The sequence below is a fragment of the Caldisericota bacterium genome (assembly GCA_034717215.1).
Taxonomy (GTDB): Bacteria; Caldisericota; Caldisericia; order Caldisericales; family Caldisericaceae; genus UBA646.
Genome location: JAYELD010000161.1, coordinates 1 through 20,614, shown reverse-complemented (window position 1 = coordinate 20,614; position 20,614 = coordinate 1). Strand labels below are relative to the sequence as shown.

Annotated in this window: 32 protein-coding genes; 2 read left to right on the top strand and 30 right to left on the bottom strand. The window is 35.9% G+C overall.

The features are described 5' to 3' along the window. The coding region (gene gltX / locus U9Q18_06750) for a glutamate--tRNA ligase (GenBank protein ID MEA3314057.1) at positions 1-989 on the bottom strand (989 nt) is incomplete at its 3' end. 321 nt (positions 990-1,310) lie between these two features. Between gltX and pcp the strand changes: the two genes are divergently transcribed. Both pcp and U9Q18_06740 read left to right on the top strand, forming a co-directional pair. Beyond that, a complete protein-coding gene (gene pcp, locus U9Q18_06745) occupies positions 1,311-1,931 on the top strand; it encodes a pyroglutamyl-peptidase I (protein MEA3314056.1) in 621 nt (206 codons plus the stop codon). Positions 1,932-2,161: 230 nt separating this feature from the next. After that, on the top strand, positions 2,162-5,329 hold the full coding sequence (locus U9Q18_06740) for a stalk domain-containing protein (protein ID MEA3314055.1): 3,168 nt from the start codon (positions 2,162-2,164) through the stop codon (positions 5,327-5,329). 161 nt (positions 5,330-5,490) lie between these two features. Here the strand turns inward: U9Q18_06740 and rpsI are convergent, their stop codons facing one another. From rpsI to rpsC, 29 genes are all read right to left on the bottom strand, one after another. After that, positions 5,491-5,883, bottom strand: a complete 393-nt coding sequence (gene rpsI / locus U9Q18_06735) for a 30S ribosomal protein S9 (GenBank protein MEA3314054.1) — start codon at positions 5,881-5,883, stop codon at positions 5,491-5,493. Then, positions 5,884-6,618: a 50S ribosomal protein L13 gene (gene rplM, locus U9Q18_06730; protein ID MEA3314053.1), complete on the bottom strand. Its 735-nt coding sequence runs from the start codon at positions 6,616-6,618 to the stop codon at positions 5,884-5,886. A 52-nt stretch (positions 6,619-6,670) separates the two neighbouring features. Continuing rightward, positions 6,671-7,432 (bottom strand): tRNA pseudouridine(38-40) synthase TruA, encoded by a 762-nt coding sequence (truA, locus tag U9Q18_06725; protein MEA3314052.1) that lies wholly within the window; start codon positions 7,430-7,432, stop codon positions 6,671-6,673. Beyond that, positions 7,429-8,181 carry an energy-coupling factor transporter transmembrane component T gene (locus tag U9Q18_06720; protein ID MEA3314051.1) on the bottom strand — a complete coding sequence of 251 codons (753 nt, stop codon included), beginning with the start codon at positions 8,179-8,181 and terminating at the stop codon, positions 7,429-7,431. The genes truA and U9Q18_06720 overlap by 4 nt, the downstream gene beginning before the upstream one ends. 41 nt (positions 8,182-8,222) lie before the next feature. Continuing rightward, positions 8,223-9,065, bottom strand: a complete 843-nt coding sequence (locus tag U9Q18_06715; GenBank protein ID MEA3314050.1) for an ATP-binding cassette domain-containing protein — start codon at positions 9,063-9,065, stop codon at positions 8,223-8,225. Continuing rightward, positions 9,053-9,865: an ATP-binding cassette domain-containing protein gene (locus U9Q18_06710; GenBank protein MEA3314049.1), complete on the bottom strand. Its 813-nt coding sequence runs from the start codon at positions 9,863-9,865 to the stop codon at positions 9,053-9,055. The genes U9Q18_06715 and U9Q18_06710 overlap by 13 nt, the downstream gene beginning before the upstream one ends. Next, on the bottom strand, positions 9,862-10,185 hold the full coding sequence (gene rplQ, locus U9Q18_06705) for a 50S ribosomal protein L17 (GenBank protein MEA3314048.1): 324 nt from the start codon (positions 10,183-10,185) through the stop codon (positions 9,862-9,864). The genes U9Q18_06710 and rplQ overlap by 4 nt, the downstream gene beginning before the upstream one ends. Positions 10,186-10,231: 46 nt before the next feature. Next, complete coding sequence (locus U9Q18_06700) at positions 10,232-11,152, bottom strand: DNA-directed RNA polymerase subunit alpha (protein ID MEA3314047.1); 921 nt, start codon at positions 11,150-11,152, stop codon at positions 10,232-10,234. 13 nt (positions 11,153-11,165) lie between these two features. Next, positions 11,166-11,795: a 30S ribosomal protein S4 gene (rpsD, locus tag U9Q18_06695; protein MEA3314046.1), complete on the bottom strand. Its 630-nt coding sequence runs from the start codon at positions 11,793-11,795 to the stop codon at positions 11,166-11,168. Positions 11,796-11,807: 12 nt separating this feature from the next. Next, positions 11,808-12,200, bottom strand: a complete 393-nt coding sequence (rpsK, locus tag U9Q18_06690) for a 30S ribosomal protein S11 (GenBank protein MEA3314045.1) — start codon at positions 12,198-12,200, stop codon at positions 11,808-11,810. Between the two features lie 14 nt (positions 12,201-12,214). Further along, complete coding sequence (rpsM, locus tag U9Q18_06685; GenBank protein MEA3314044.1) at positions 12,215-12,586, bottom strand: 30S ribosomal protein S13; 372 nt, start codon at positions 12,584-12,586, stop codon at positions 12,215-12,217. 11 nt (positions 12,587-12,597) lie between these two features. Then, positions 12,598-12,711: a 50S ribosomal protein L36 gene (gene rpmJ, locus U9Q18_06680; protein ID MEA3314043.1), complete on the bottom strand. Its 114-nt coding sequence runs from the start codon at positions 12,709-12,711 to the stop codon at positions 12,598-12,600. 17 nt (positions 12,712-12,728) lie between these two features. Then, positions 12,729-12,944, bottom strand: coding sequence for a translation initiation factor IF-1 (gene infA, locus U9Q18_06675; GenBank protein MEA3314042.1), 216 nt, complete (start codon positions 12,942-12,944; stop codon positions 12,729-12,731). Between the two features lie 15 nt (positions 12,945-12,959). Then, the gene (gene map / locus U9Q18_06670) at positions 12,960-13,706 is read right to left on the bottom strand and encodes a type I methionyl aminopeptidase (protein MEA3314041.1); all 747 of its coding nucleotides are present in this window, start codon (positions 13,704-13,706) and stop codon (positions 12,960-12,962) included. Beyond that, entirely contained in the window at positions 13,693-14,349 is a 657-nt protein-coding gene (locus U9Q18_06665) for an adenylate kinase (GenBank protein MEA3314040.1), read from the bottom strand. Before U9Q18_06665 ends, map begins: the two co-directional genes overlap by 14 nt. 2 nt (positions 14,350-14,351) lie before the next feature. Then, positions 14,352-15,617 (bottom strand): preprotein translocase subunit SecY, encoded by a 1,266-nt coding sequence (gene secY, locus U9Q18_06660; GenBank protein ID MEA3314039.1) that lies wholly within the window; start codon positions 15,615-15,617, stop codon positions 14,352-14,354. Position 15,618: 1 nt separating this feature from the next. Then, positions 15,619-16,041 carry a 50S ribosomal protein L15 gene (gene rplO, locus U9Q18_06655; GenBank protein ID MEA3314038.1) on the bottom strand — a complete coding sequence of 141 codons (423 nt, stop codon included), beginning with the start codon at positions 16,039-16,041 and terminating at the stop codon, positions 15,619-15,621. Continuing rightward, on the bottom strand, positions 16,022-16,546 hold the full coding sequence (locus U9Q18_06650; protein ID MEA3314037.1) for a 30S ribosomal protein S5: 525 nt from the start codon (positions 16,544-16,546) through the stop codon (positions 16,022-16,024). Before U9Q18_06650 ends, rplO begins: the two co-directional genes overlap by 20 nt. A 9-nt stretch (positions 16,547-16,555) precedes the next feature. Beyond that, positions 16,556-16,924, bottom strand: coding sequence for a 50S ribosomal protein L18 (gene rplR / locus U9Q18_06645; GenBank protein MEA3314036.1), 369 nt, complete (start codon positions 16,922-16,924; stop codon positions 16,556-16,558). A gap of 12 nt (positions 16,925-16,936) precedes the next feature. Further along, a complete protein-coding gene (gene rplF, locus U9Q18_06640) occupies positions 16,937-17,485 on the bottom strand; it encodes a 50S ribosomal protein L6 (protein ID MEA3314035.1) in 549 nt (182 codons plus the stop codon). An 11-nt stretch (positions 17,486-17,496) separates the two neighbouring features. Continuing rightward, on the bottom strand, positions 17,497-17,895 hold the full coding sequence (gene rpsH / locus U9Q18_06635; GenBank protein MEA3314034.1) for a 30S ribosomal protein S8: 399 nt from the start codon (positions 17,893-17,895) through the stop codon (positions 17,497-17,499). A gap of 6 nt (positions 17,896-17,901) precedes the next feature. Next, positions 17,902-18,087, bottom strand: a complete 186-nt coding sequence (locus U9Q18_06630; protein MEA3314033.1) for a type Z 30S ribosomal protein S14 — start codon at positions 18,085-18,087, stop codon at positions 17,902-17,904. An 8-nt stretch (positions 18,088-18,095) separates the two neighbouring features. Next, entirely contained in the window at positions 18,096-18,641 is a 546-nt protein-coding gene (gene rplE, locus U9Q18_06625; protein MEA3314032.1) for a 50S ribosomal protein L5, read from the bottom strand. A 78-nt stretch (positions 18,642-18,719) separates the two neighbouring features. Next, positions 18,720-19,037, bottom strand: coding sequence for a 50S ribosomal protein L24 (rplX, locus tag U9Q18_06620; protein ID MEA3314031.1), 318 nt, complete (start codon positions 19,035-19,037; stop codon positions 18,720-18,722). A 39-nt stretch (positions 19,038-19,076) separates the two neighbouring features. Further along, on the bottom strand, positions 19,077-19,445 hold the full coding sequence (gene rplN / locus U9Q18_06615; GenBank protein ID MEA3314030.1) for a 50S ribosomal protein L14: 369 nt from the start codon (positions 19,443-19,445) through the stop codon (positions 19,077-19,079). Further along, on the bottom strand, positions 19,442-19,687 hold the full coding sequence (rpsQ, locus tag U9Q18_06610; protein ID MEA3314029.1) for a 30S ribosomal protein S17: 246 nt from the start codon (positions 19,685-19,687) through the stop codon (positions 19,442-19,444). The genes rplN and rpsQ overlap by 4 nt, the downstream gene beginning before the upstream one ends. Before the next feature lie 2 nt (positions 19,688-19,689). Continuing rightward, positions 19,690-19,893, bottom strand: a complete 204-nt coding sequence (rpmC, locus tag U9Q18_06605) for a 50S ribosomal protein L29 (GenBank protein MEA3314028.1) — start codon at positions 19,891-19,893, stop codon at positions 19,690-19,692. A 2-nt stretch (positions 19,894-19,895) separates the two neighbouring features. Continuing rightward, the gene (gene rplP / locus U9Q18_06600) at positions 19,896-20,312 is read right to left on the bottom strand and encodes a 50S ribosomal protein L16 (GenBank protein MEA3314027.1); all 417 of its coding nucleotides are present in this window, start codon (positions 20,310-20,312) and stop codon (positions 19,896-19,898) included. Between the two features lie 15 nt (positions 20,313-20,327). Then, positions 20,328-20,614: 30S ribosomal protein S3 (rpsC, locus tag U9Q18_06595; protein MEA3314026.1), on the bottom strand; the 287-nt coding region annotated here is incomplete at its 5' end.

Genomic DNA, 20,614 nt, shown 5'->3' with positions numbered 1-20,614 from the left:
ATATAATGATGGTTCATCCATTTGAGTTTATCAATATCAAATATAGCAGGTGCTTTGTTAACACTTTCAAGAGTAAATAGGTTGATGAGTTCTTCTTTTGTAAAGAACTCTCTGTCGTCTTTAGAAGACCATCCGAGAAGAGCAAGGTAGTTAAAGAGAGCTTCGGGAAGGAAGCCCATCTCTCTGTACTGACCTACTGAAGTAGCACCGTGCCTTTTGCTGAGTTTTGTTCTATCGGGTGCTAATATAAGGGAGATATGAGCAAATTGAGGCGGAGGAAAATTCAGTGCATTAAAGATGAATAGTTGTTTGGGGGTATTAGAGAGATGTTCTTCGGCTCTTATAATGTGAGTGATTTTCATTAGAGCGTCATCAATAACCGTAGCGTAGTTATATACGGGGATGCCGTTCTCTCTTCGTATGACAAAGTCTTTAAACTCATTGGAGTTAAAGGTTACATTGCCACGTACCAAATCATTGACTATTATCTCTTCATCTTTTTCTACTTTAAAAACTATTGCGGGTTTAAGGTTTTTGTTTTTAAAAGCATTTCTTAGCTGTTCTGTTTCTTTTTGTTTTAACTCTCTATAGCTGAACTTTTTACCTTCTTTTTCATAACTGTCTCTTATGTGGTGTATTTCTTCTTCTGTGTAGTACAGCTCATATGCTTTTTCTTCGCTAAGAAGGATATCGATGTAATGGTTGTAGAGATCCATTCTTTCAGTTTGCCTGTAGGGACCATAGTCTCCTCCCTTGAGATATCCTTCATCCCAGTCTATGCCAAGCCACTGGATATCATTAAGCATAGTTTTTATTGCTTCATCGGTTGAACGTTTTCTATCTGTATCGTCTAATCTCATAACTAATACACCGTTATTGTGTCGTGCGAATAGATAATTGAATAGAGCCGATCTTGCATTGCCTATATGTATATGGCCCGTAGGGCTTGGGGCATAACGAACACGTATTTGTTTATTTTGTTTATTCATTTAATATTCTCCTCCAATTAATGGTTAGTTTTTTCTTTTTGTTTTTTTGTTCTTTTTTTCTTAATTTACATCTTTTCTTCTATTTGCTCCCTTATTCTCTTTGCAGTTTCATCCTCTTTTGCTGTTTTTTTCTTTTTGCTCTCTCTTACAGTTTTTATTTCTGCCTTTTATTTTTGTTTCCTCTTTTCGTTTCTTATTTCTGTTTTATTGACTATAATTTTAGCAGAAGGAGGCAAAAATGAAAATTTGTCCAAAGTGTGGGAAAGAAAACAGGAATTACCAGCAAATTAGTCAAGTAATAACAGGGGGAACACAACAAATATGAAAATCTTAGTAACAGGATTTGAACCATTTGACAAAGAAACAATAAACCCCGCACTTGAAGCAGTAAAAAAATTAGATAACAAAATTAACGGCGCACAAATAGTAAAAACAAAAATTCCTACAGTATTCAAAAAAGCTATAGAAAAACTTGAAAAAGAAATTAAAAAAGAAAAACCAGATATTGTTATCTGCGTAGGACAAGCTGGAGGAAGATCAAAAATTACAGTTGAGAGAGTTGCAATAAATATAGACGATGCAACAATAAAAGATAACGAAGGAAACAAACCAGTAGATAATAAGATATTTAAAGATGGGAAAAACGCATATTTTTCTCGTCTTCCCATTAAAACAATTGTCAAAGAAATGACAAAAAACAAGATACCAGCGTCCATCTCAAACACGGCAGGGACATTTGTATGTAATCACCTTATGTATGGCCTACTCTACCTCATAGATAAAAAATATCCAAATATATGGGGAGGGTTTATCCATGTCCCATTCATACCTGAGCAAACGCTTCATAAAGAAGCCCCCAGTATGTCTTTAGGTGATATAATAAAAGGAGTCACCGTTGCAATAAAAACTACGGTTAAAACCAAAAGAAATCCAGCTAAATGATCCCTCGGTATCTGGCACAAAATGATTATTTCTTTAAAAGTTCAAAAATTCTTTCAAAAATACGGAACTTTTTTGTTAGTTAAGTGTCTAATATATAGAAGTGTAACTTTTTTTGAAATTTTGGATATTATATATGGAGGAGGGAGAATTCTCCTCCATATTGAAAGTAAAAGAGTTAATGAAAGATAATTAATCCTCAGAAAACTCTAATTTTTGGTAAGGAGGTTTTTATGAAAAAAGCATTAGTTTTGTTGCTTGTCATGCTGATTTGTGCTTTATCTTTTGTAAACACAAATGCCTACGCTTTAACAGTAGATAGTATCACAGCAACTCCTGACACCCCCGGGGCAATTGCAGCATATACGGCTCAGATAACAACTACGCAGCCGTTAACTGCAACGAGTGATTATGTTCGTATTGTTTTTCCTTCTGCTTTTACAGTCCCAACCTCTATTAATGCAAGCAGTATAACGATAAATGGATCTGAATCATCTAGCGTAGCAGTAAGCAGCACAACAGTAGACATCCATCCTTCAGTAAATGTTGATGTATACAGTGTTACAATCTGCATATACACATCTGCCAATATAAGAAACCCTTCCACAGGTGGACAGTATTACTCAATCAGCATCTCTACCTCGAAAGAAACAACCGGCATAAATCATTCTCTATATATTCAGTCAGCCATAAGGAACCTTACAGTCGCCCCAAATCCTCTCTATGCGGGAAGCTATGCAGCTTACACAATTTCATTTGTTCCAAATACTACACTCGTAACAAATGATCATATTTACATAGAATTTCCCTCAGGCACTACCCTTCCCTCCACAGTTCAACCCTCATATATTAATATTAACGGACACAGTTGTGTTTATGTAAGTAAAATAAGTAATACAAGACTTGATGTTAGAACTCCAATTACGCTCAATGCAAACTACATGCATACTATAACGATAAGCAGTAACTTTTGCATAAAAAACCCTGTTACGCCCGGAGAAGATTACACAGTTCAATTGTCAACGAGTAAAGAACCTTACTATGCCACCTCTAATGTTTATACGATTATAGGAAGCAATATTACAAACCTCACAATTTCCGCAAGTCCAAATTCAGCTTATACAACAGCAACATACTCGATCTGGTTTGTTACGGGCTCCTCTGGCGCACTTAGTACAAACGATTATATCAAAATAGAATTTCCTCAGGGAACGACAGTAGCAAGCGGAAGCACAAGCCGCATCACAATCAACGGATACCCATGCGCTTACAGAACTGTAAGTGGCACAACACTTACAGTATACATCCCATCTGGTTTAAGTATCGGGAATAGCTCATCCTGTAATATTCTTATTCCAGAGAGTTATGGTATTAAAAATCCAACTATTGGCACATACACACTTCTACTCTCCACAAATAAAGATACCACTCCTGCTGCATCAAATAGCTACGCAATTGTAGGAACATCCGTGTCCAATTTCACTGTTTCTGCTGACCCAACTACTCAAAACTCTACTGCAGCATATACTTTTAATTTCAGAACCTCTTCAACTGGCGCTTTGTCAAAAAGTGCCTCTGATAAAATTTATATTCAGTTTCCAACAGAGTTCACAGTGCCTTCCTCTATTTCAAAAAGCTATGTAACAGTTAATGGTACTCCTTGCACAACAAATATTTCAGTTTCAAGTAATAAACTTACTATAACAACACCTGTAAACATTGAAAACTCCTCAAGCAACATACCAATTGTTATCTCCCAAAATGCAAATATTAAAAACTCATCTTCTTCAGATACGTATACATTCTCTATCTTAACAACAAAGGACATTGTCCCGGCATCTGCAAACCTTCAAATCGTTGAATCAACGATTACAAAACCAATTGTGCAGCTTACAGGATACTCGGTAAACGAGATTATAGGCGTTACTGTTACGTTCCAGACAGGCTCAGGCGGAGCACTCACAAAAAACTCTGACAAAATTAGCATTGTTTTCCCCGCAGGTTTTGTACTTCCATATTCAATTTCAAAACAATATGTAAAGGTAAATAACTACAACACAATAAGCGTAACAAAGTCAGGACAAAGAATTGATATTACTCCTTCAATCGACATTTCTCCTAATGCAAATGTAGTGGTGGTTATTGATAAAGCAGCAAACATTAAAAACCCAGGAAGTCAGAGTGATTATAAACTGTCAGTTTATACTTCTAAAGAAACAACTCAAATCTACTCGGATATATTTAATATTGTTATACTTCCAACGACCACATTCTCTGTTACTCCTCAAAACCCGGATGGTCAGAATGGATATTATATAACAACTCCAAAGGTTACCCTTGCTGCAACAAGTCCTGTAGATACAAATCCAACAATATATTACTACTTTGATTCAGGTAACCCAATTGTCTATAGTGGTGTACCTGTATTGGTGATAGAGGGCTCACATACACTTTACTTCTACGCAGTAGACCATCAGGGAAACGCCGAACAGACACAGTCAAAGCAGTTTAAAGTTGATATAACACCACCAGAAATTACCAGTCTCTCTCCACAGGATGGCAGCATACTAAACACAAAAGAGTGCACAATAACAGGTAAAACCGAAAGCAGTGCAACTGTCACAATAAACAACAAAGCTGTTTCGGTTGATGCAAATGGGAATTTTAGCTATAGTGACAAAATCAGTGGAGAAACAACGTTCACAATTATTGCAGAAGATATTGCTGGCAACAAAACAACAGTGAAATTGCGCCTCTCACTCGATACTACCTCTCCCAAATTACAGGTTACAGAACCTTACGCATTTCAGGAAATTCACACACAAACTGTAATAGTCAAAGGAACTACGGAACAAGATGCTACAGTAAAAATAAATGATCAACCAGTGCAACTTACTGCTGAATACACATTTTCTTATGCACTCATGCTCACAAATGAAGGACTAACCAGCATTAATATTACTGCAACAGACCTTGCTGGTAATGTGACAAAAGTATCCATTCCCGTCAATTTCATCCCAAAAACAAATATTATGCTTCAAATAGGGAATAGTGTGGCAGTGATTAATGGAAAAACCATCAAACTCGATTCTCCACCCATTATCATAAAGGACAGAACATTAGTTCCATTAAGATTCATTTCAGAGGCATTTGGTGCCAAGGTAGAATGGAACTCTGTTTTCAGGCTTGTATTTATTAACATGGGTGAGAAAAAAATTATCGTTCAGATCGGTATACCTTACGCTTCGATTAATGGTATAAAAGTTTTATTGGATTCACCTCCACTCATTGTAAAAGATCGTACAATGGTGCCACTTCGCTTTATAGCAGAAGCATTAGGAGCGGAAGTTACCTGGGACAAAACTACAAAAAGCATAACGATTATTTATCCAGGGGGATAATAAATGCAATGGCTCCCGATTAAACACCGGGAGCCACAAAATAATCTTTTAAAAGGAAAAAAGGTTTTCATGCAATACCTACATCTTAATTTGTAAAACACTATAAAAGCAAAAGAGGTAAGGCATACGCCTTACCTCACAAGTTCATATTAAAAACAAAACTAACGTTTGCGATACTGACGCGCTTTTCTTGCGCGATGTAACCCGTATTTCTTTCTTTCTTTTTTCCTTGCGTCCCTGGTCAAAAACCCTTCTTTTTTTAAGGTAGCCCTTAATGTTTCATCAAATAGTAAAAGAGCTCTTGCTATGCCATGTTTTACTGCATCGGCCTGGCTACTAAATCCACCACCTACAACGTTCACAAGGATATCAAACTTCCCCTCCGTATCCGTTGCTTTAAGAGGCAAAAACATAGAATTCATAATCGCTTTTACAGAAAAATATTCTCCAGCTGGTTTTCCATTTATTTTTGCTTCACCAGATCCAGGAATAAGTCTAACTCTTGCAACAGCTGTTTTCCTTCTCCCAGTCGCAGCATATATTTCTTTTTCCACTTACTCCTCCTTATTTAATTTAACTTTTTTAACTTCTTTAGCTTTTTCTATTTTTTTAGTTTTCACAGTTTTTGTAGTCTCTTTGACTTTTGCAACTTTTTTAACTTCTTTAGCTTTTCCCACTTTTTTAGTTTCTTTAGTCTTCGCAGCTTCTTCCATCTTCGGAGCCTTTACAGTTTTTTTAACCTTTACAGTTTTTGGGGCTTCTTTAACTTTCGAAGCTTTGATGGCTTCCTCTGCTTTGACAGTTTTTGAAGCCTCTTTAACTTCTTCGGTTTCTTTAACCTCTGGAGCTTTAATAGCTTCTTCAGCTTTTGTAACCTTTATTTCTTGAGGATACTTGTCATCTCTATACACTCTTAGGCCCTTAAGCATTTTTCTTCCAAGTTTATTTTTAGGGAGCATCAACCGCACAGCATGTTCTATAGTAAATTGAGGTTTGTCACCTAATATATTTCCCAGCGTAAACCTTTTTAAGTTGCCGACATAATTCGTAGCATGTCTATAATAAAGCTTATTAGCAAGTTTTCTTCCCGTTACCTTTACTTTAGCAGCATTAATCACAATGACATTATCTCCCATATTAATATTCGAGGTAAAAGTAGGTTTATTTTTACCTCTCAAAATTTTTGCCGCTTCAACAGCAACTCTACCAACAGCCTGCCCTTTTGCGTCGATTAAATACCACTTTTTATTTACATCCCTTGAGTTAACAAATTTCGTAATCCTTTCCATAGTTATTACTCCTCCTATAATGCGCAGTAACTGTAAAAAATGATAGCATATTTTAAAATTTAGTCAATGAATTGTAGACAACATTTACTAAAAAAAGCGGTTCTGGGGAAAGTACTTGTCTTGTGTACGGAATGTCACTTACATTAAATGGATCTTTCAGATAATCCTTTTTTATAGCACCTTCTCCTGCTTTTATCAAATAGTACGCCATTCTACGCACCATGTGATATAGAAATCGGTTACCAAAAAAATAAAAAACAAGTAGACTATTTTTTTCTATAAAACCAATTTCGAGCAACTCACAAATATTATTTCTGCGTGGAATTGACCTATTTTTATTTGCAAAAATAGAAAAATCATGTTTTCCTTTTAATCCTTTAATCGCCAGAGCAAGAAGGTCTTTATTTAACTCACTGTGGTTAAAATATACATACGGCGAAAGGAAAAAATCTCTCTCACGACAACTAGAAAGAATATAAGCATACACCTTTCCCTTTGCTGATTTTCTCGAATGAAACTTCATATCGACTTCTTGTACCTGTTTTATTATTATGCCTTTTTGTGCAAGCAAAGAGTTAAGCTTTTTCTTGAGTTTGATCAGATCAATTTCTCCATCAAAATAAAAATTAACATACTGATTCAATGCATTTACTCCTCTGTCAGTTCTTGAAGCACCATTCACGCTTATGGGTACTCTAAGGATCCTTGTTAAAGCTTCTTCCGTGCTGCCTTGAACAGTGGGTAGATCTCTTTGCTTTTGGAACCCGTAAAAATTCCTTCCAATATATTCCATTCTCAAAATATAGTTTTTCATATTCTTTTTACCATAATAGAAGCAGCCATAATTAATATAAATAGAAAAATAAAAAATAAATCAATTTTCTTAATCCACATTTCACGATATTTGGTACGCACTTTCCCCACTACAAATCCTCTTGCTTCCATCGCAATTGCCAATTGGTCAGCCCTATTAAATGCATTGAGCAACAAAGGAAGCAATAATGGCAAAAAGCTCCTTGCGCGTTGTATTAAGCTGCCTTTATTAAATAATACCCCTCGTGATGTTTGCGCTTTCATAATTCTAGTAGCCTCTTCAAAAAGCACAGGCACAAAACGCATAGCAATAGAAATCATTAAAGCAACTTCCTCTGTAGGAAACCGTACCATCTTAAGCGGAGAGATCACTGCTTCAAAACCATCAGTAAGTTCAATATTAGAAGTAGTTGCAGTAAGCACAAAAGTAAAAAACGAAAGCAGTATAAGCCTCATTGCAATATAAGTAGCAAGGTATATGCCTTCACTTGTAACCTTCAAAAAGAAAAAAGAGTAAACTACTTTCCCAGGAGTAAAAAATAACTGGAAAAGCACCGTAAACAAAAGGAGAAAGAGAATAGGCGCTAAAGAGCGAAACACCTCAGAAATTTTTGACTTTGCAAGTAAGATAAGGAAAATAGCAAATAGCAAAAGAAGCATATAGCCCGAAATAGTCTTCACAAAAAAGAGGAATACTGTAATAGAAAACAAGAGCACAATTTTAACACGTGGATCTAATTTACATAACAAAGAGTCAGAAAAATTATATTGTCCAAAAAAACTTCTTTTTCTCAATGTCTATCCCTCTTTTTAAGATACGAAGCAATCTCCAGTGGAGTTCTGCAAAATGGAATGTCAGGGTAATATTTTTTCAATTTATTACGTATCCTCACAACTGAAGGAATATCAATCCCGATTCTCTCAATAAGCTTTTCATCGGAAAAAAAATCTCTAACTCTGCCATCAAATACTTTCTTGCCATTATCCAAAGCAATAACTCTATCAGCAATTTCTAACAGTTCTTCCATATTATGCGTAACGAAAACAACCGTCCTACCATTCTTTATTTCATTTTTGATATATTTAATGAGTTTTTCTTTTCCATTAAAATCCATTCCAGCCATAGGTTCATCCAAAACAAGTATATCAGGATTCATTGCTATTATACTTGCTATGGCTACTCTTCTCTTTTCACCGCCACTTAAAGAAAATGGTGAACGCTGCACTATCTTCTCCGAAGAAAATCCCATATCTTTAAGAGCAGAAAACACAGCATCCTTTAATTCAATTTCACGCATTCCCATATTTTTAGGTCCAAACGCAACCTCCGCAAATACAGTTTCTGCAAAAAACTGCTCTTCGGGATATTGAAAAACAATTCCTACTTTCTTTCTTACTTTCCTAATATCAACCTGCTTACTATTTATATCCTCATTGTCTAACAACACTGTACCATTATCCGGCTTAATTAATCCGTTAAAAAGTTGTATAAGCGTCGATTTACCGGAGCCTATGCGACCAATAATGCCTACTGATTCATTTTTTTTAATCACCAAAGAAATGTTGACAAGAGCATTGCTCATAAAAATTGTGTTTGGATCATATATCACAGAAACATTTTTTAACTTGAGCATAATGAATCTACAAGATCTTCCTCATTTACAAAAGAAGCGTTAATAATGCCATGTTTTCTAATCTCTTCTGATATAATTACTGAAGGAAGTGAAGCAACTCCTGCAGAATTCAAAAGTTTCATGTCCTGCAAAATAACCGCTGGTGCTCCTTCTTTTATCTTTTCTCCTTTATGAAGCACCAAAACCTTATCGCTCTTTATCACTTCTTCCGTAATATGAGTAATATATAGTATGCCTATATTTTTATTTTCTACTATCGAATGAACAAGATTAAGTACCTCTTTTCTACTCACGGGGTCCAGAAGAGCAGTGATTTCATCCATAACAAGATAGTCAGGCTGCATTACCAGAACACTTGCAATAGCAACTTTTTGCTTTTCTCCACCTGAAAGATAAGAAGGAGAACCATGAAGATATTTATCTATGCCGAGTAATGATGAAATCTGTTCTATCCTTGCTTTTGCCTCTACTCTTTCGACTCCAATATTTTCTAATCCAAACGCAATATCTTCTTCGACAGTGGTTCCAACAAACTGATTATCAGGATTTTGAAACACAATTCCAACTTTTTCTTTTATAAAGAACTCGTTTTTTTTTGCACGAGAATCCATCTCGTCTACAAAAACACTTCCTTCTTGAGGCAACAATAGCCCGTCTGATAAACGGGCTATTGTCGATTTGCCTGAGCCGTTGCCTCCTATAATGGAGACAAACTCACCCTTATTTACAGTAAAATTTATATGCCTAACCGCCCACTTTCCTTCCTTGTAGGTAAAAGATACATCTTTGAAATGGATCATTCCTTAACGAGTTCCAATATAGCAACTTGTGCTCCGTCTCCTCTTCTCTGCTCCGCTTTAAAAACCCTTGTGTAGCCACCATTTCTATCTGCATACTCTTTGTTCGCCATCTCAAAAAGTTTCTGGACAGCTTCTTTTTTAAAAAGAAAACCATAAGCTTTTCTTCGCGTATTAAGATTATCATTTTTAGCCATTGTAATAAATTTTTCAACAATTTTTCTTACTTCTTTTGCTTTAGCTTCAGTAGTTTTTATTCTTCCTGAAAGTATCAAAGAAGTCGAAAGATTTCTTAGCACACTTTTTCTATAGCTACTATACATCCTTAATTTTCTTTGCTTTATCTGATGATACATAGCAATAACCTCCTTATTCTTTTAACTTCACGTTCAGTTTTTTGAGAGAAGCTTCTACACTTTCGAACGATTTTACCCCAAATTTATCAAGTTTCATAAGCTCGTCTTTTGTATACTTCAACAATTTGCCGACTGTTAAAATCTCATTTTTCGCCAGCACGTTAAAAGCACGTTCCGATAATTTAAGATCCTTAATGCTAATTTTCCCTACAGATTCCATAACATCATCTTTTTCCATTTCATTGCCGGAAAGAATGAAATTAAACCTTTCCGAATAATTTATGAGAATTTTTACAGCCTCTTTTAGTGAATCAAGTGGTGTTTTATTCCCTTTTGTTGAAATACCTATAATAAGTTTATCAAAATTAACTGATTCTTCAAATCGCATTGGCTCAACATGAAAACTAACTTTAAGCACAGGAGAAAAATAAGCATCAATGGGTATTACTGTTTCAGGAAAATCACTCTCTTCGACAATTTCTTCTTCTAATCCATATCCCTTACCTCTCCTTACATAGATAACTCCTTTAAAGTAATTTCTTGACGAAGAAATTGTTGCAATGTGTAAATTAGGATTAAGAATAGTCACTTCGCTACTACTCTTAAGGTCGGATGCTTTTACATCTTTCTCGCCTTTTTCATCAAAGGTAAGAACTGCATCATCTATCCCCTCAAGAGAAACTATAAGTTTTTTGACGTTCAATATTATTTCCTCAACATCTTCTACAACACCCTCAACAGTAGAAAACTCATGAACTACACCATCTATGGCAATACCAACAGGTGCTACACCCTCTATTGAAGAGAGAAGAATCCTTCTTAGGGCAGTGCCAAGCGTAAGCCCATAGCCACTTTCTAAAGGACCAAAACTATATTTTCCATAATGCTCTTTTTCCTCTTCTCTTGCAAATTTTATATTATCAAGATTCCACATATCAGATCGCTCCTTATTTAGAATAAAGTTCTACAATAAGAACTGGGTTTACACCCAAGCCAAGTTCTGGAATATTGGGGATAGATACAACTGTTCCTTTATAAGATTCTTTATTTACTTCCAACCATACTGGAACTTGGACGTCAGCTTCAATAGAATCTTTTATTAATAGTATTTGCCTGCTGCTTTCTTTGATTTCCACTACATCTTGTAATTTTACTATAAAAGATGGAATATTAACTTTTTTTCCATTTACTCTAACATGTCCATGGAGAACTAATTGTCTTGCTGATCTTCTGTTGGGAGCAAAACCCATCCGGAATACTACGTTGTCCAATCTCCTCTCAAGAGTTTCCATAAGTTTATCACCAGTAGGAATTTCTTTTTGTCGTGTAGCTTTTTCGAAATATTTTCTAAATTGTTTCTCCAGGACGCCGTACATATTTCTTACACGTTGCTTTTCCTGCAAATGAATTTTATAATCAGAGGGTTTCCTAAAACGCATGGTGACTTGTTTTTGTCCAGGGATACCTCTGCCTTTCTCTAATGCGCATTTTTTTGTATAACACCTTTCTCCTTTAAGAAAAAGTTTTTTCCCTTGTGCTCTGCATTTCCTGCAAACAGAATCTATATATCTTGCCACTTTACCGCCTCCTTATACTCTTCTTAACTTTCTTGGTCTACAACCATTATGGGGAATTGGAGTAATATCCTTAATTTCTTCAATTTCAAGTCCTGCAGATTGAAGTGCACGTATAGCAACTTCTCTCCCAGAACCACCGCCTTTTACATAAACAGATACTGTTTTTGCTCCCAGGTCAATAGCTCTTTCTGCCGCTTTTTGTGCAGTTAGCTGAGCAGCAAATGGAGTTCCTTTTTTGCTCCCCTTAAAACCAGCAGATCCTGAAGATGCCCATGTTGCAACATTGCCTTGTAGGTCAGTTATAGTAACAATTGTATTGTTAAATGTAGAATATATACATACTTTCGCTTTACCCGTAATTTTACGCGCTCTTTTTTTAGCACCTTTTCTAATTTTCTTTTTCATTACTCCTCCTTAAATTAGGCTCCTTTTCTTTTTGATCCAATAGTCTTTTTAGTCCCTTTCCGGGTTCTTGCATTAGTACGGGTACGCTGCCCTCTTACAGGCAAACCTCTTTTATGTCTCATTCCTCTGTAACAATTAATTTCCATCAGCTTTTTAATATTAGTAGCAACCAGTTTTCTTAGATCTCCTTCAACCATATAGTTAGTTTTAATAACTCTTTCAATTGCTGTAATTTCCTCTGAAGTGAGATCTTTTACTTTCTTCAAAGGAACTTTTGCTTTTAATAAAACATCTTTCGCGTTGTGCTTTCCTACACCATATATATGGAAAAGCGCAATATCAATTCTTTTATCTTTTGGTAAATCAACGCCACTAATTCTTGCCACAGTCCAGCCTCCTATTTTTGCCGTTGTTTATGCTTTGGATTCTCACATATCACCGCTATTTTACCCTTTCTCTTAACAACTTTACATTTTGGACACATTTTTTTCACTGATGCTCTTATTTTCATCTTTTTATACTCCTTTCCTACAATCTGTAAACAATTCTTGCAGAAGAAAGATCGTAAGGTGTGAACTCAAGTCTTACTCTGTCTCCTGGCAATATTCTAATAAAATGAAGCCTCATCTTGCCACTAATGTGGGCAAGCACTATTTTACCATTAGCAAGCTTTACTTTAAACCTGGTACCAGGTAGAGTTTCAACAACCACCCCTTCGGTTCCTATTACTTGCTTTTTATTCACGCTTATCTCCTCTACTCATAATGTAAGAATTTCTGGTCCATTTTTAGTTACAACAATAGTATGTTCAAAATGAGCTGCATTAGAATGATCGGCAGTCTTGACAGTCCATCCATCTTTTCCTGTGCACACCTCAAAGCCTCCTTTACAAACCATAGGTTCTATTGCAATACACAAACCTTCTCTCAATTCTATCCCGTTATTTCTGATAACAAAATTCGGCACACTAGGATCTTCATGCAAATGCTTCCCAATTCCATGTCCTGTATAATCTCTCACAACAGAAAAATTATTATTCTCAACATACTGCTGAACTGCTAGCGATATATCGTTAACTTTGTTGCCAATTCTTGCCTGTGCAATTCCTATATACAATGCTTTCTTCGTTATTTCAATTAATTTTTTGTCTTCATCGCTCTTTTCTTTTTCCACAACTACTGTAATAGCTGAATCAGCATACCAACCATCAAGAAGCACTGCTGAATCAAAAGAAACTAAATCTCCTTTTTTTAATTTTCTTGTGCCTGGAATTCCATGCACTACTTCATCATTAACAGAAATACAAACAGCAGCAGGGAAGCCTCCATATCCTTTAATTGCAGGTATGGCGCCAGCAGAAATAATAAATTCTTCAGCCAAGCTGCTCAGCTCGCTTGTAGTAATCTCTGCACGCACATTCTCTCTCAGTAAAGCAAGTGTTTGCTGGAGTATTCTACCAGATTTTTTTATTTTTTCAATCTCTTCTGGAGTCTTAAATTCTATCACTCAACACCTCTTTTATGCGCTTTGACACATCTTCTACTGTTCCCAGAGCATTCACTTCGATAAGTAATCCTCTATTTTTATAATAAGCAATCAAAGGTTCGGTTTTTTCTTCATAAACCTCTATCCTTCTAAACACTACTTCTTTCTTATCATCCTCTCTTTGCATAAGATTCCCACCGCATCTCTCGCATTTTGCATCATCTTTAAGGGAATTGAAATAGATATTATAAACGGTGTTACAATGCTCGCAAGTTCTTCTTCCGCTTATCCTTTTGATAATTTCTTCTTTGGACATTAAGAAACAAATCACTGCATCAAGATTCACATTAATCTTGCTAAGATAAATATTTAAAAACTCAGCCTGATGAATAGTACGAGGAAAACCATCTAAAATAAAACCTTTATCAAGAGTCTGTTGATCTAATATTTTGCTCATAAATTTCTCTACAACAATGTCTGGAACAAGTTCGCCGTTCTTTATAAAAGAATACATTTTCTCGACTATTTCACTTTTTTTGTTTATCTCTTCGCGTAATGCATCACCAGAAGAAATAAAAGGTATTCCAAGATCTTTACTCAAAAACTGCCCTTGAGTCCCCTTTCCTGACCCTGGAGGACCAAAGAAAATAAAATGCGTTTTCATCATTATTTCAAAAAACCTTTGTAGTGTCTCATAAGAAGATATGCCTCAATTTCTCTCATTGTTTCTAGTGAAACACCAATAATAATGAGTACCGAAGTTCCTCCAAAAACAAAAGCTGAGACTGCCATATTTCTAAAAATTAAATTAGGAACTATTGCGACAAGCCCAAGAAAAATGGAAGTAGGCAAAACAATTTTATTCAGTACTCCTGCAATATACTTAGCAGTTCGCTCACCAGGACGAATACCCGGGATAAATCCACCATATTTTTGCAAATCGTCTCCAAGCTTTATCGGATCGTACGTAAGAGATGTATAGAAATAAGTGAAGAAAACAATCAGGCAAAAATAAATTAAGTTATACCTAAAACCTGAAGGGTTTCCAAAAAAAGGAGTTGCTATATGAAGTGTAAACCAAGACGTAGGCCAAAATTGACCAAGTGTTTGAGGAAACATCATAACAGATACAGCAAAAATAATAGGAAGCACGCCTGCTTGTACAAGACGCAGTGGAATATATGTAGATTGTCCGCCATACACTTTTCTTCCTACGATTCTCTTGGCATATTGCACAGGAATCCTTCGCTCAGCCTGATAGGCAAATATTACAACTACTATCAGAATAAGCATACCAAGAATTTCTCCTATTATTGATCCAATGCTTAAAGAATGTGCAGAGTATAACTTCCCCATCTCAACAACTCCCACAGGTAGTCTGCTTACAATCCCTGCAAATATAATTAAAGATACACCGTTACCTATACCTTTATCTGTCATTATTTCTCCAAGCCACAAAACAATATAAGAACCCGCAACAAGACTCGAGATAATAACGATTTTTAACAAAATGCTTGTGCTTACGAGGTAGTTTTGAAACATAACAAGAACAGAGAATGCTTGAAGTGTAGCAAGAAAAAGAGTGAGTTGTCTTGTATAACGTGCCATTTTCTTCTGTCCTGCTTCGCCTTCTTTTGCAAGTCGTTCAAGAGCAGGAATAACAGCAGTAAGGAGTTGAAGTATAATAGATGCATTAATATAAGGAAAAACACTCAAAGCAAAAATAGAAAAATTTCCAAAACCACCGCCGGAAAATAAATCAAGTAAAGCAAGAAAACCGCCTTTTTGCACTAAAGCTTGGATAGCAGCGCGGTCAACTCCAGGAACCGGAATATATGTTCCTAGTCTGAAAAGAATAAAAAGAAAAAGTGTAATCCAAATTCTTTTCCTCAGCTCTTTAAGCCTAAAGGCTCTTTTTATTGTTTCCCACATATCAGACTACCTCAACTTTTCCTTGAATCTTTTCAATTTTCTCTTTTGCCGTCTTTGAAAACTTGGATGCTTTTACAATAAGTGCTTTATCTATATCTCCCCTGCCAAGCACTTTAATTCTTGCATTAAATAGTTCATTTAAGTTTATTTCATTTGCGTCACCAGAAAATTTCTCAAGTTTTTCAACATTTACTTCAACGTATTCCATTCTATTTAACGATTTGAAACCTTTCAGTTTAGGAAGTCTTCGATAGAGAGGCGTCTGCCCTCCTTCAAAACCTTTCTTTTTGGTTCCTCCAGAACGAGCTTTGGCGCCCTTACAACCTCGCGTCGAATAAGTGCCTCTTCCAGATCCATCTCCTCTTCCTACAATACGCTTTTTTCTCGTTGAGTTAGCTTTTGGTTTAAAATTCTGTATTCTCATTTTTACCTCCCGCTATTTCTCTCTTCATCATTTCTTTTCTGTGAATTATTGTACCCATATCTCTGAACGCTACGAGCATTGCGTTAGCTACATTTAACGGGTTAGCTGTTCCAAAAGTTTTCGAAAGAAGATCTTCTATTCCTGCCTTTTCTGCAACTTCTTTCACCACTCTTCCAGCTACAATGCCGGTACCTTTAACTGCTGGTGCAAGAAATACATACCCTGCTCCAGATTTTGATGTAATTCTCATGGGTATCGTGTTGTTTTTAATAGGCACAGTAACGAGATTTCTTTTTGCATCAGCGATACCTTTTTTAATCGCTGACGGTATTTCTCTGGCTTTACCAATACCGATACCAACTCTTCCTTTTTTGTCGCCTATTACCATAATTACCCTGAATTTTAAAATCTTCCCACCTTTAACGACTTTCGTTACTCTATCTATCTGGAGAACGCCTTCCTCAAATTCTTTATGTTCCTCTACTCTGCCTCTTCTTCTATACACTTCTACCTCCTAAAAGTTTAATCCGGCTTCTCTTGCGCTTTCAGCAAGTGCCTTGACTCTTCCATGATATGCAAAACCACCTCTATCAAAAGCAACTTCTTTTATTCCTTTCTCTAGCGCTTTTCTCCCAATAAGAGCCCCTACAGCTTTTGCAGCTTCTATATTCTTCTTTCCTCCAAATTTATCTACTATTTCTTTTTCTTTCGTAGAAGCAGCTAAAAGAGTAATTCCTTTTGTATCATCTATAATCTGAACATAAATATTTTTAAGACTAATAAAAACAGCAAGTCTTGGTCTTTCAGAAGTACCTGAGAGATTTTTCCTTACCCGCTTATGTCTTATATCTCTTAACTCTTTTTTATTCTTCAATTTAATCATATCACACTCTCCCTACTTAGCTCCAGCAGCAATTGCTTTCCCTGCTTTTCGTATAATTTTCTCACCAACATATATAATGCCTTTTGCTTTATATGGGTCCACTTTTCTTAAATGACGAATCTTTTGAGCAAAAGCTCCAACAGATTCTTTATTAATTCCAGAGACAGTAATGACGCGCTTCTCTATTACGACATCGATATCTTCCGGAATATCCAGAATGATTGGGTGAGAAAATCCTAAATTAAATGTAACTTTTTTACCCTGCACTTCTCCTTTGTATGTTTTTTCGTTAAGTTGCAACTGTTTTGAGTAACCGTTTGTGACGCCTATAACCATATTGTTTATTAGTGCACGGGTAGTACCATGAAGAGCTCTATAAAAAGGTCTCTCCGAAGGTCTCTCGACAGTGACTATATCCTTTTCTAAAATAATTTTTATTTCAGGATGAAAACTTCTTTTTAACTCACCTTTAGGTCCTTTAATAGTTACAAAATTATCTTCGTCTATTGTTGTCTTTACCTCTTTAGGAATAATAATTGGTTTTTTCCCGATTCTAGACATTTATACACCTCCTACCAGATGAAACAGATAACTTCTCCGCCATGTCCTTCTTTACGAGCTTCTTTATCTGTCATTAAGCCTTTCGGGGTAGAAATTACTGCTGTTCCAAAACCATCTAGCACGCGCGGAACCCGGTCTTTACCAACATATATTCGCCTTCCAGGTTTACTAATCCGCTTAATACCCAAGATAAATTTCTCCCTTTTGTTCCCATATTTCAAGTAAATTCGTAACATTTTTTTACCATCAATCTCTTGTTCTTTAACATTTCCGACGTATCCCTCGTTCTTCATAATATTTAAAATGCCTTTATTTACATTTGAATAAGGAATAAGTAGAGAGTTGTGATACATAGTACTTGCATTTTTGATTCTTATTAATGTATCAGAAATTGGATCGCTTACCATAATCTCCTCCTACCAACTTGCCTTTTTGACACCGGGAAGCTTGCCTTCCAGTGCTAATTTTCGTAGACAGTGTCTACAAAGACCAAATCTACCATAATAAGCTCTTGGTCTCCCACAAACTTTACACCTATTATGCTCTCTCACCTTGAACTTAGGTTTTTTATTTGCTTTTTCAATCATCGCCTTTCTTGCCATGCTAACACCTACCTTTCCCTAAAAGGAAAACCCATAAACTCAAGAAGTGCTCTTGCTTCTTCGTCAGTTTTAGCAGTTGTAGTAATTGTAATATTAAATCCACGGACTCTATCAATCGCATCATAATCAATCTCAGTAAAAATCAACTGCTCTCTTATGCCAAATGTATAGTTTCCTCTACCATCAAATGAATTGGGTGAAAGTCCTTTAAAATCTCTAATTCTTGGAAGAGCTACATTCACAAATTTTTCCATAAATGTATACATCGCATTTTTACGTAATGTTACCCTACACCCAACAGGCACGCCCTCACGAATCTTAAATGAAGCAATAGATTTTTTTGCTCGGGTAACAGTAGGTCGCTGACGAGTAATTAAAATGATTTCACTTACAGTTTTCTCCATCGCCTTTGGGTATTGAGAAACATCACCTACTCCCCTGTTAAGAGAAATTTTTACAATTTTAGGTACTTGCATCATATTTTTATAATTAAACTTTTCCACTAACCTCTTCTTTACTTCTTTCTCGTACTTCTCTTTGAAGGGAGAAGGGATAAGTTTCTCTTCCAAAAGTTTTTCAAGCACTTTATCTAATTTAGTTCCTGACTTTATTTTTGCCATATCCACCTCACGTTAGACCTTATCAATTACTTCATGACAGTTTTTGCATACCCGAACACTTTTCCCGTTTTCAAGAATTCTGTGAGCAATGCGGGTTTTCTCATGACAATGAGGGCAAACTAACTGCACTTTACTTACATACAGAGGAGCTTCTCTCCTTGTAATTTTACCTTGTGGCATATCTCGTGTAGGACGAAGAAAATTTGTTTGCATGTTTACACCGTCAACAAACACTTTCCCTTTATCAGGAATTGTTCTAATAATCTTACCTTTTTTCCCTTTATCCTTTCCAGACAGCACTATAACCATATCCCTTTTTCTTAATTCTATTTTTGGCCTTATTTTATCATCAACTTTCATAATTTCCTCCTACAAAACCTCTGGGGCAAGTGAAACTATTTTTAAATATCCCTGCTTTCTTAACTCTCTTGCTACGGGACCAAAAATTCTAGTTCCTTTTGGGTTTCCGTCTTCATCAATAATTACAGCTGCATTTTGATCAAATCTAATTATGCTTCCGTCTGCTCTTTTTAAAGGATATTTTGTCCTTATAACAATCGCCCTCACCACGCTACCTTTAGGTGTAGCACTGTTTGGTGCTGCCTTTTTAACGGAAGCAACAATTTTATCTCCTACAGTAGCTGATCCTCTTTTCCCGACACGTAGCACTGTTATACAAGAAATTTCTTTTGCTCCACTGTTATCTGCAACAACAAGCCGTGAATAATCTCTAATCATTTTTCACCTCCGTCAATAACCTCTACAATTCTCCATCGCTTCAATTTACTGACTGGTTTCGTTTCTCTAATCTTAACAACATCACCAACTTTTGCCTTCATATCTTCATCATGTGCATAAAATTTTGATGCCCTATTTATAATTTTAATGTAAAGAGGGTGTGACACACGCCTATCTATCTGAACGATAACAGTTTTTTGATAAGTACTAATAACTTTTCCAGTAATTTCTTTTTTAGCCATAATTACACCTCTTCTTTGTCGAGTTCTCGTTCTCTTCTTATGGTAAGAAGTCTCGCTATATCCCTTCTCACAAGTCTTATACGTGCAGGATTATTTAGCTGATGGGTAGCAAATTGAAAACGTAAATTAAAAAGCTCCCTTCGAAGACTTTTTAACTGCTCTTCTATTTCAACATCAGTCATATCTCTAATTTTCTCTACTTTCATAACTAAATAACCTCCTCACGCTTAACAAGTCTGACTTTAATGGGAAGTTTAAATCCAACCTGCTTTGCAAGTTTTTGGGCTTCTTCTTCGGGAATTCCTGTCATCTCAAAGAGAATTCTTCCTGGTTTTACAACAGCTACCCAGTGATCAATGTCTCCTTTTCCGCTACCCATTCTAGTTTCTGCAGGTTTCTTCGTTACAGGTTTATCCGGAAAAATCCTTATCCAAAGCTTTCCTGTTTTTCTTACTGCCTGTATCAAAACAAGTCTTGTTGCTTCAATTTGTCTGGAAGTAATATAAGAAGGTTCCATCGCTTGTATTCCATAATCACCAAATGCAACAAAATTGCCACGCGTAGCTTTTCCTCGCATTCTACCTCGCTGCTGTTTTCTATGTTTAACTCTTTCGGGCATTAACATAATCATCCACCTCCATTATCTCTCAGTAGTAAAAAAAGTAACTTTCTTTGCATCACCTTTATACACCCAAACTTTTACACCAATTCTTCCGAATTTAATCAAAGCAGGCAGTTCAGCATAATCAATATCAGCTTTTAGAGTATGGAGAGGAACTCTTCCTTCTCTATACCATTCAGTTCGTGCAATTTCAGCTCCACCAAGTCTACCAGATATTTGAATCTTCACTCCTTTAACTCCAGATCGCATTGCCCTACCTATTGCTTGTTTAATTGCCCGCTTATATGAAACTTTTTGTTCGATCT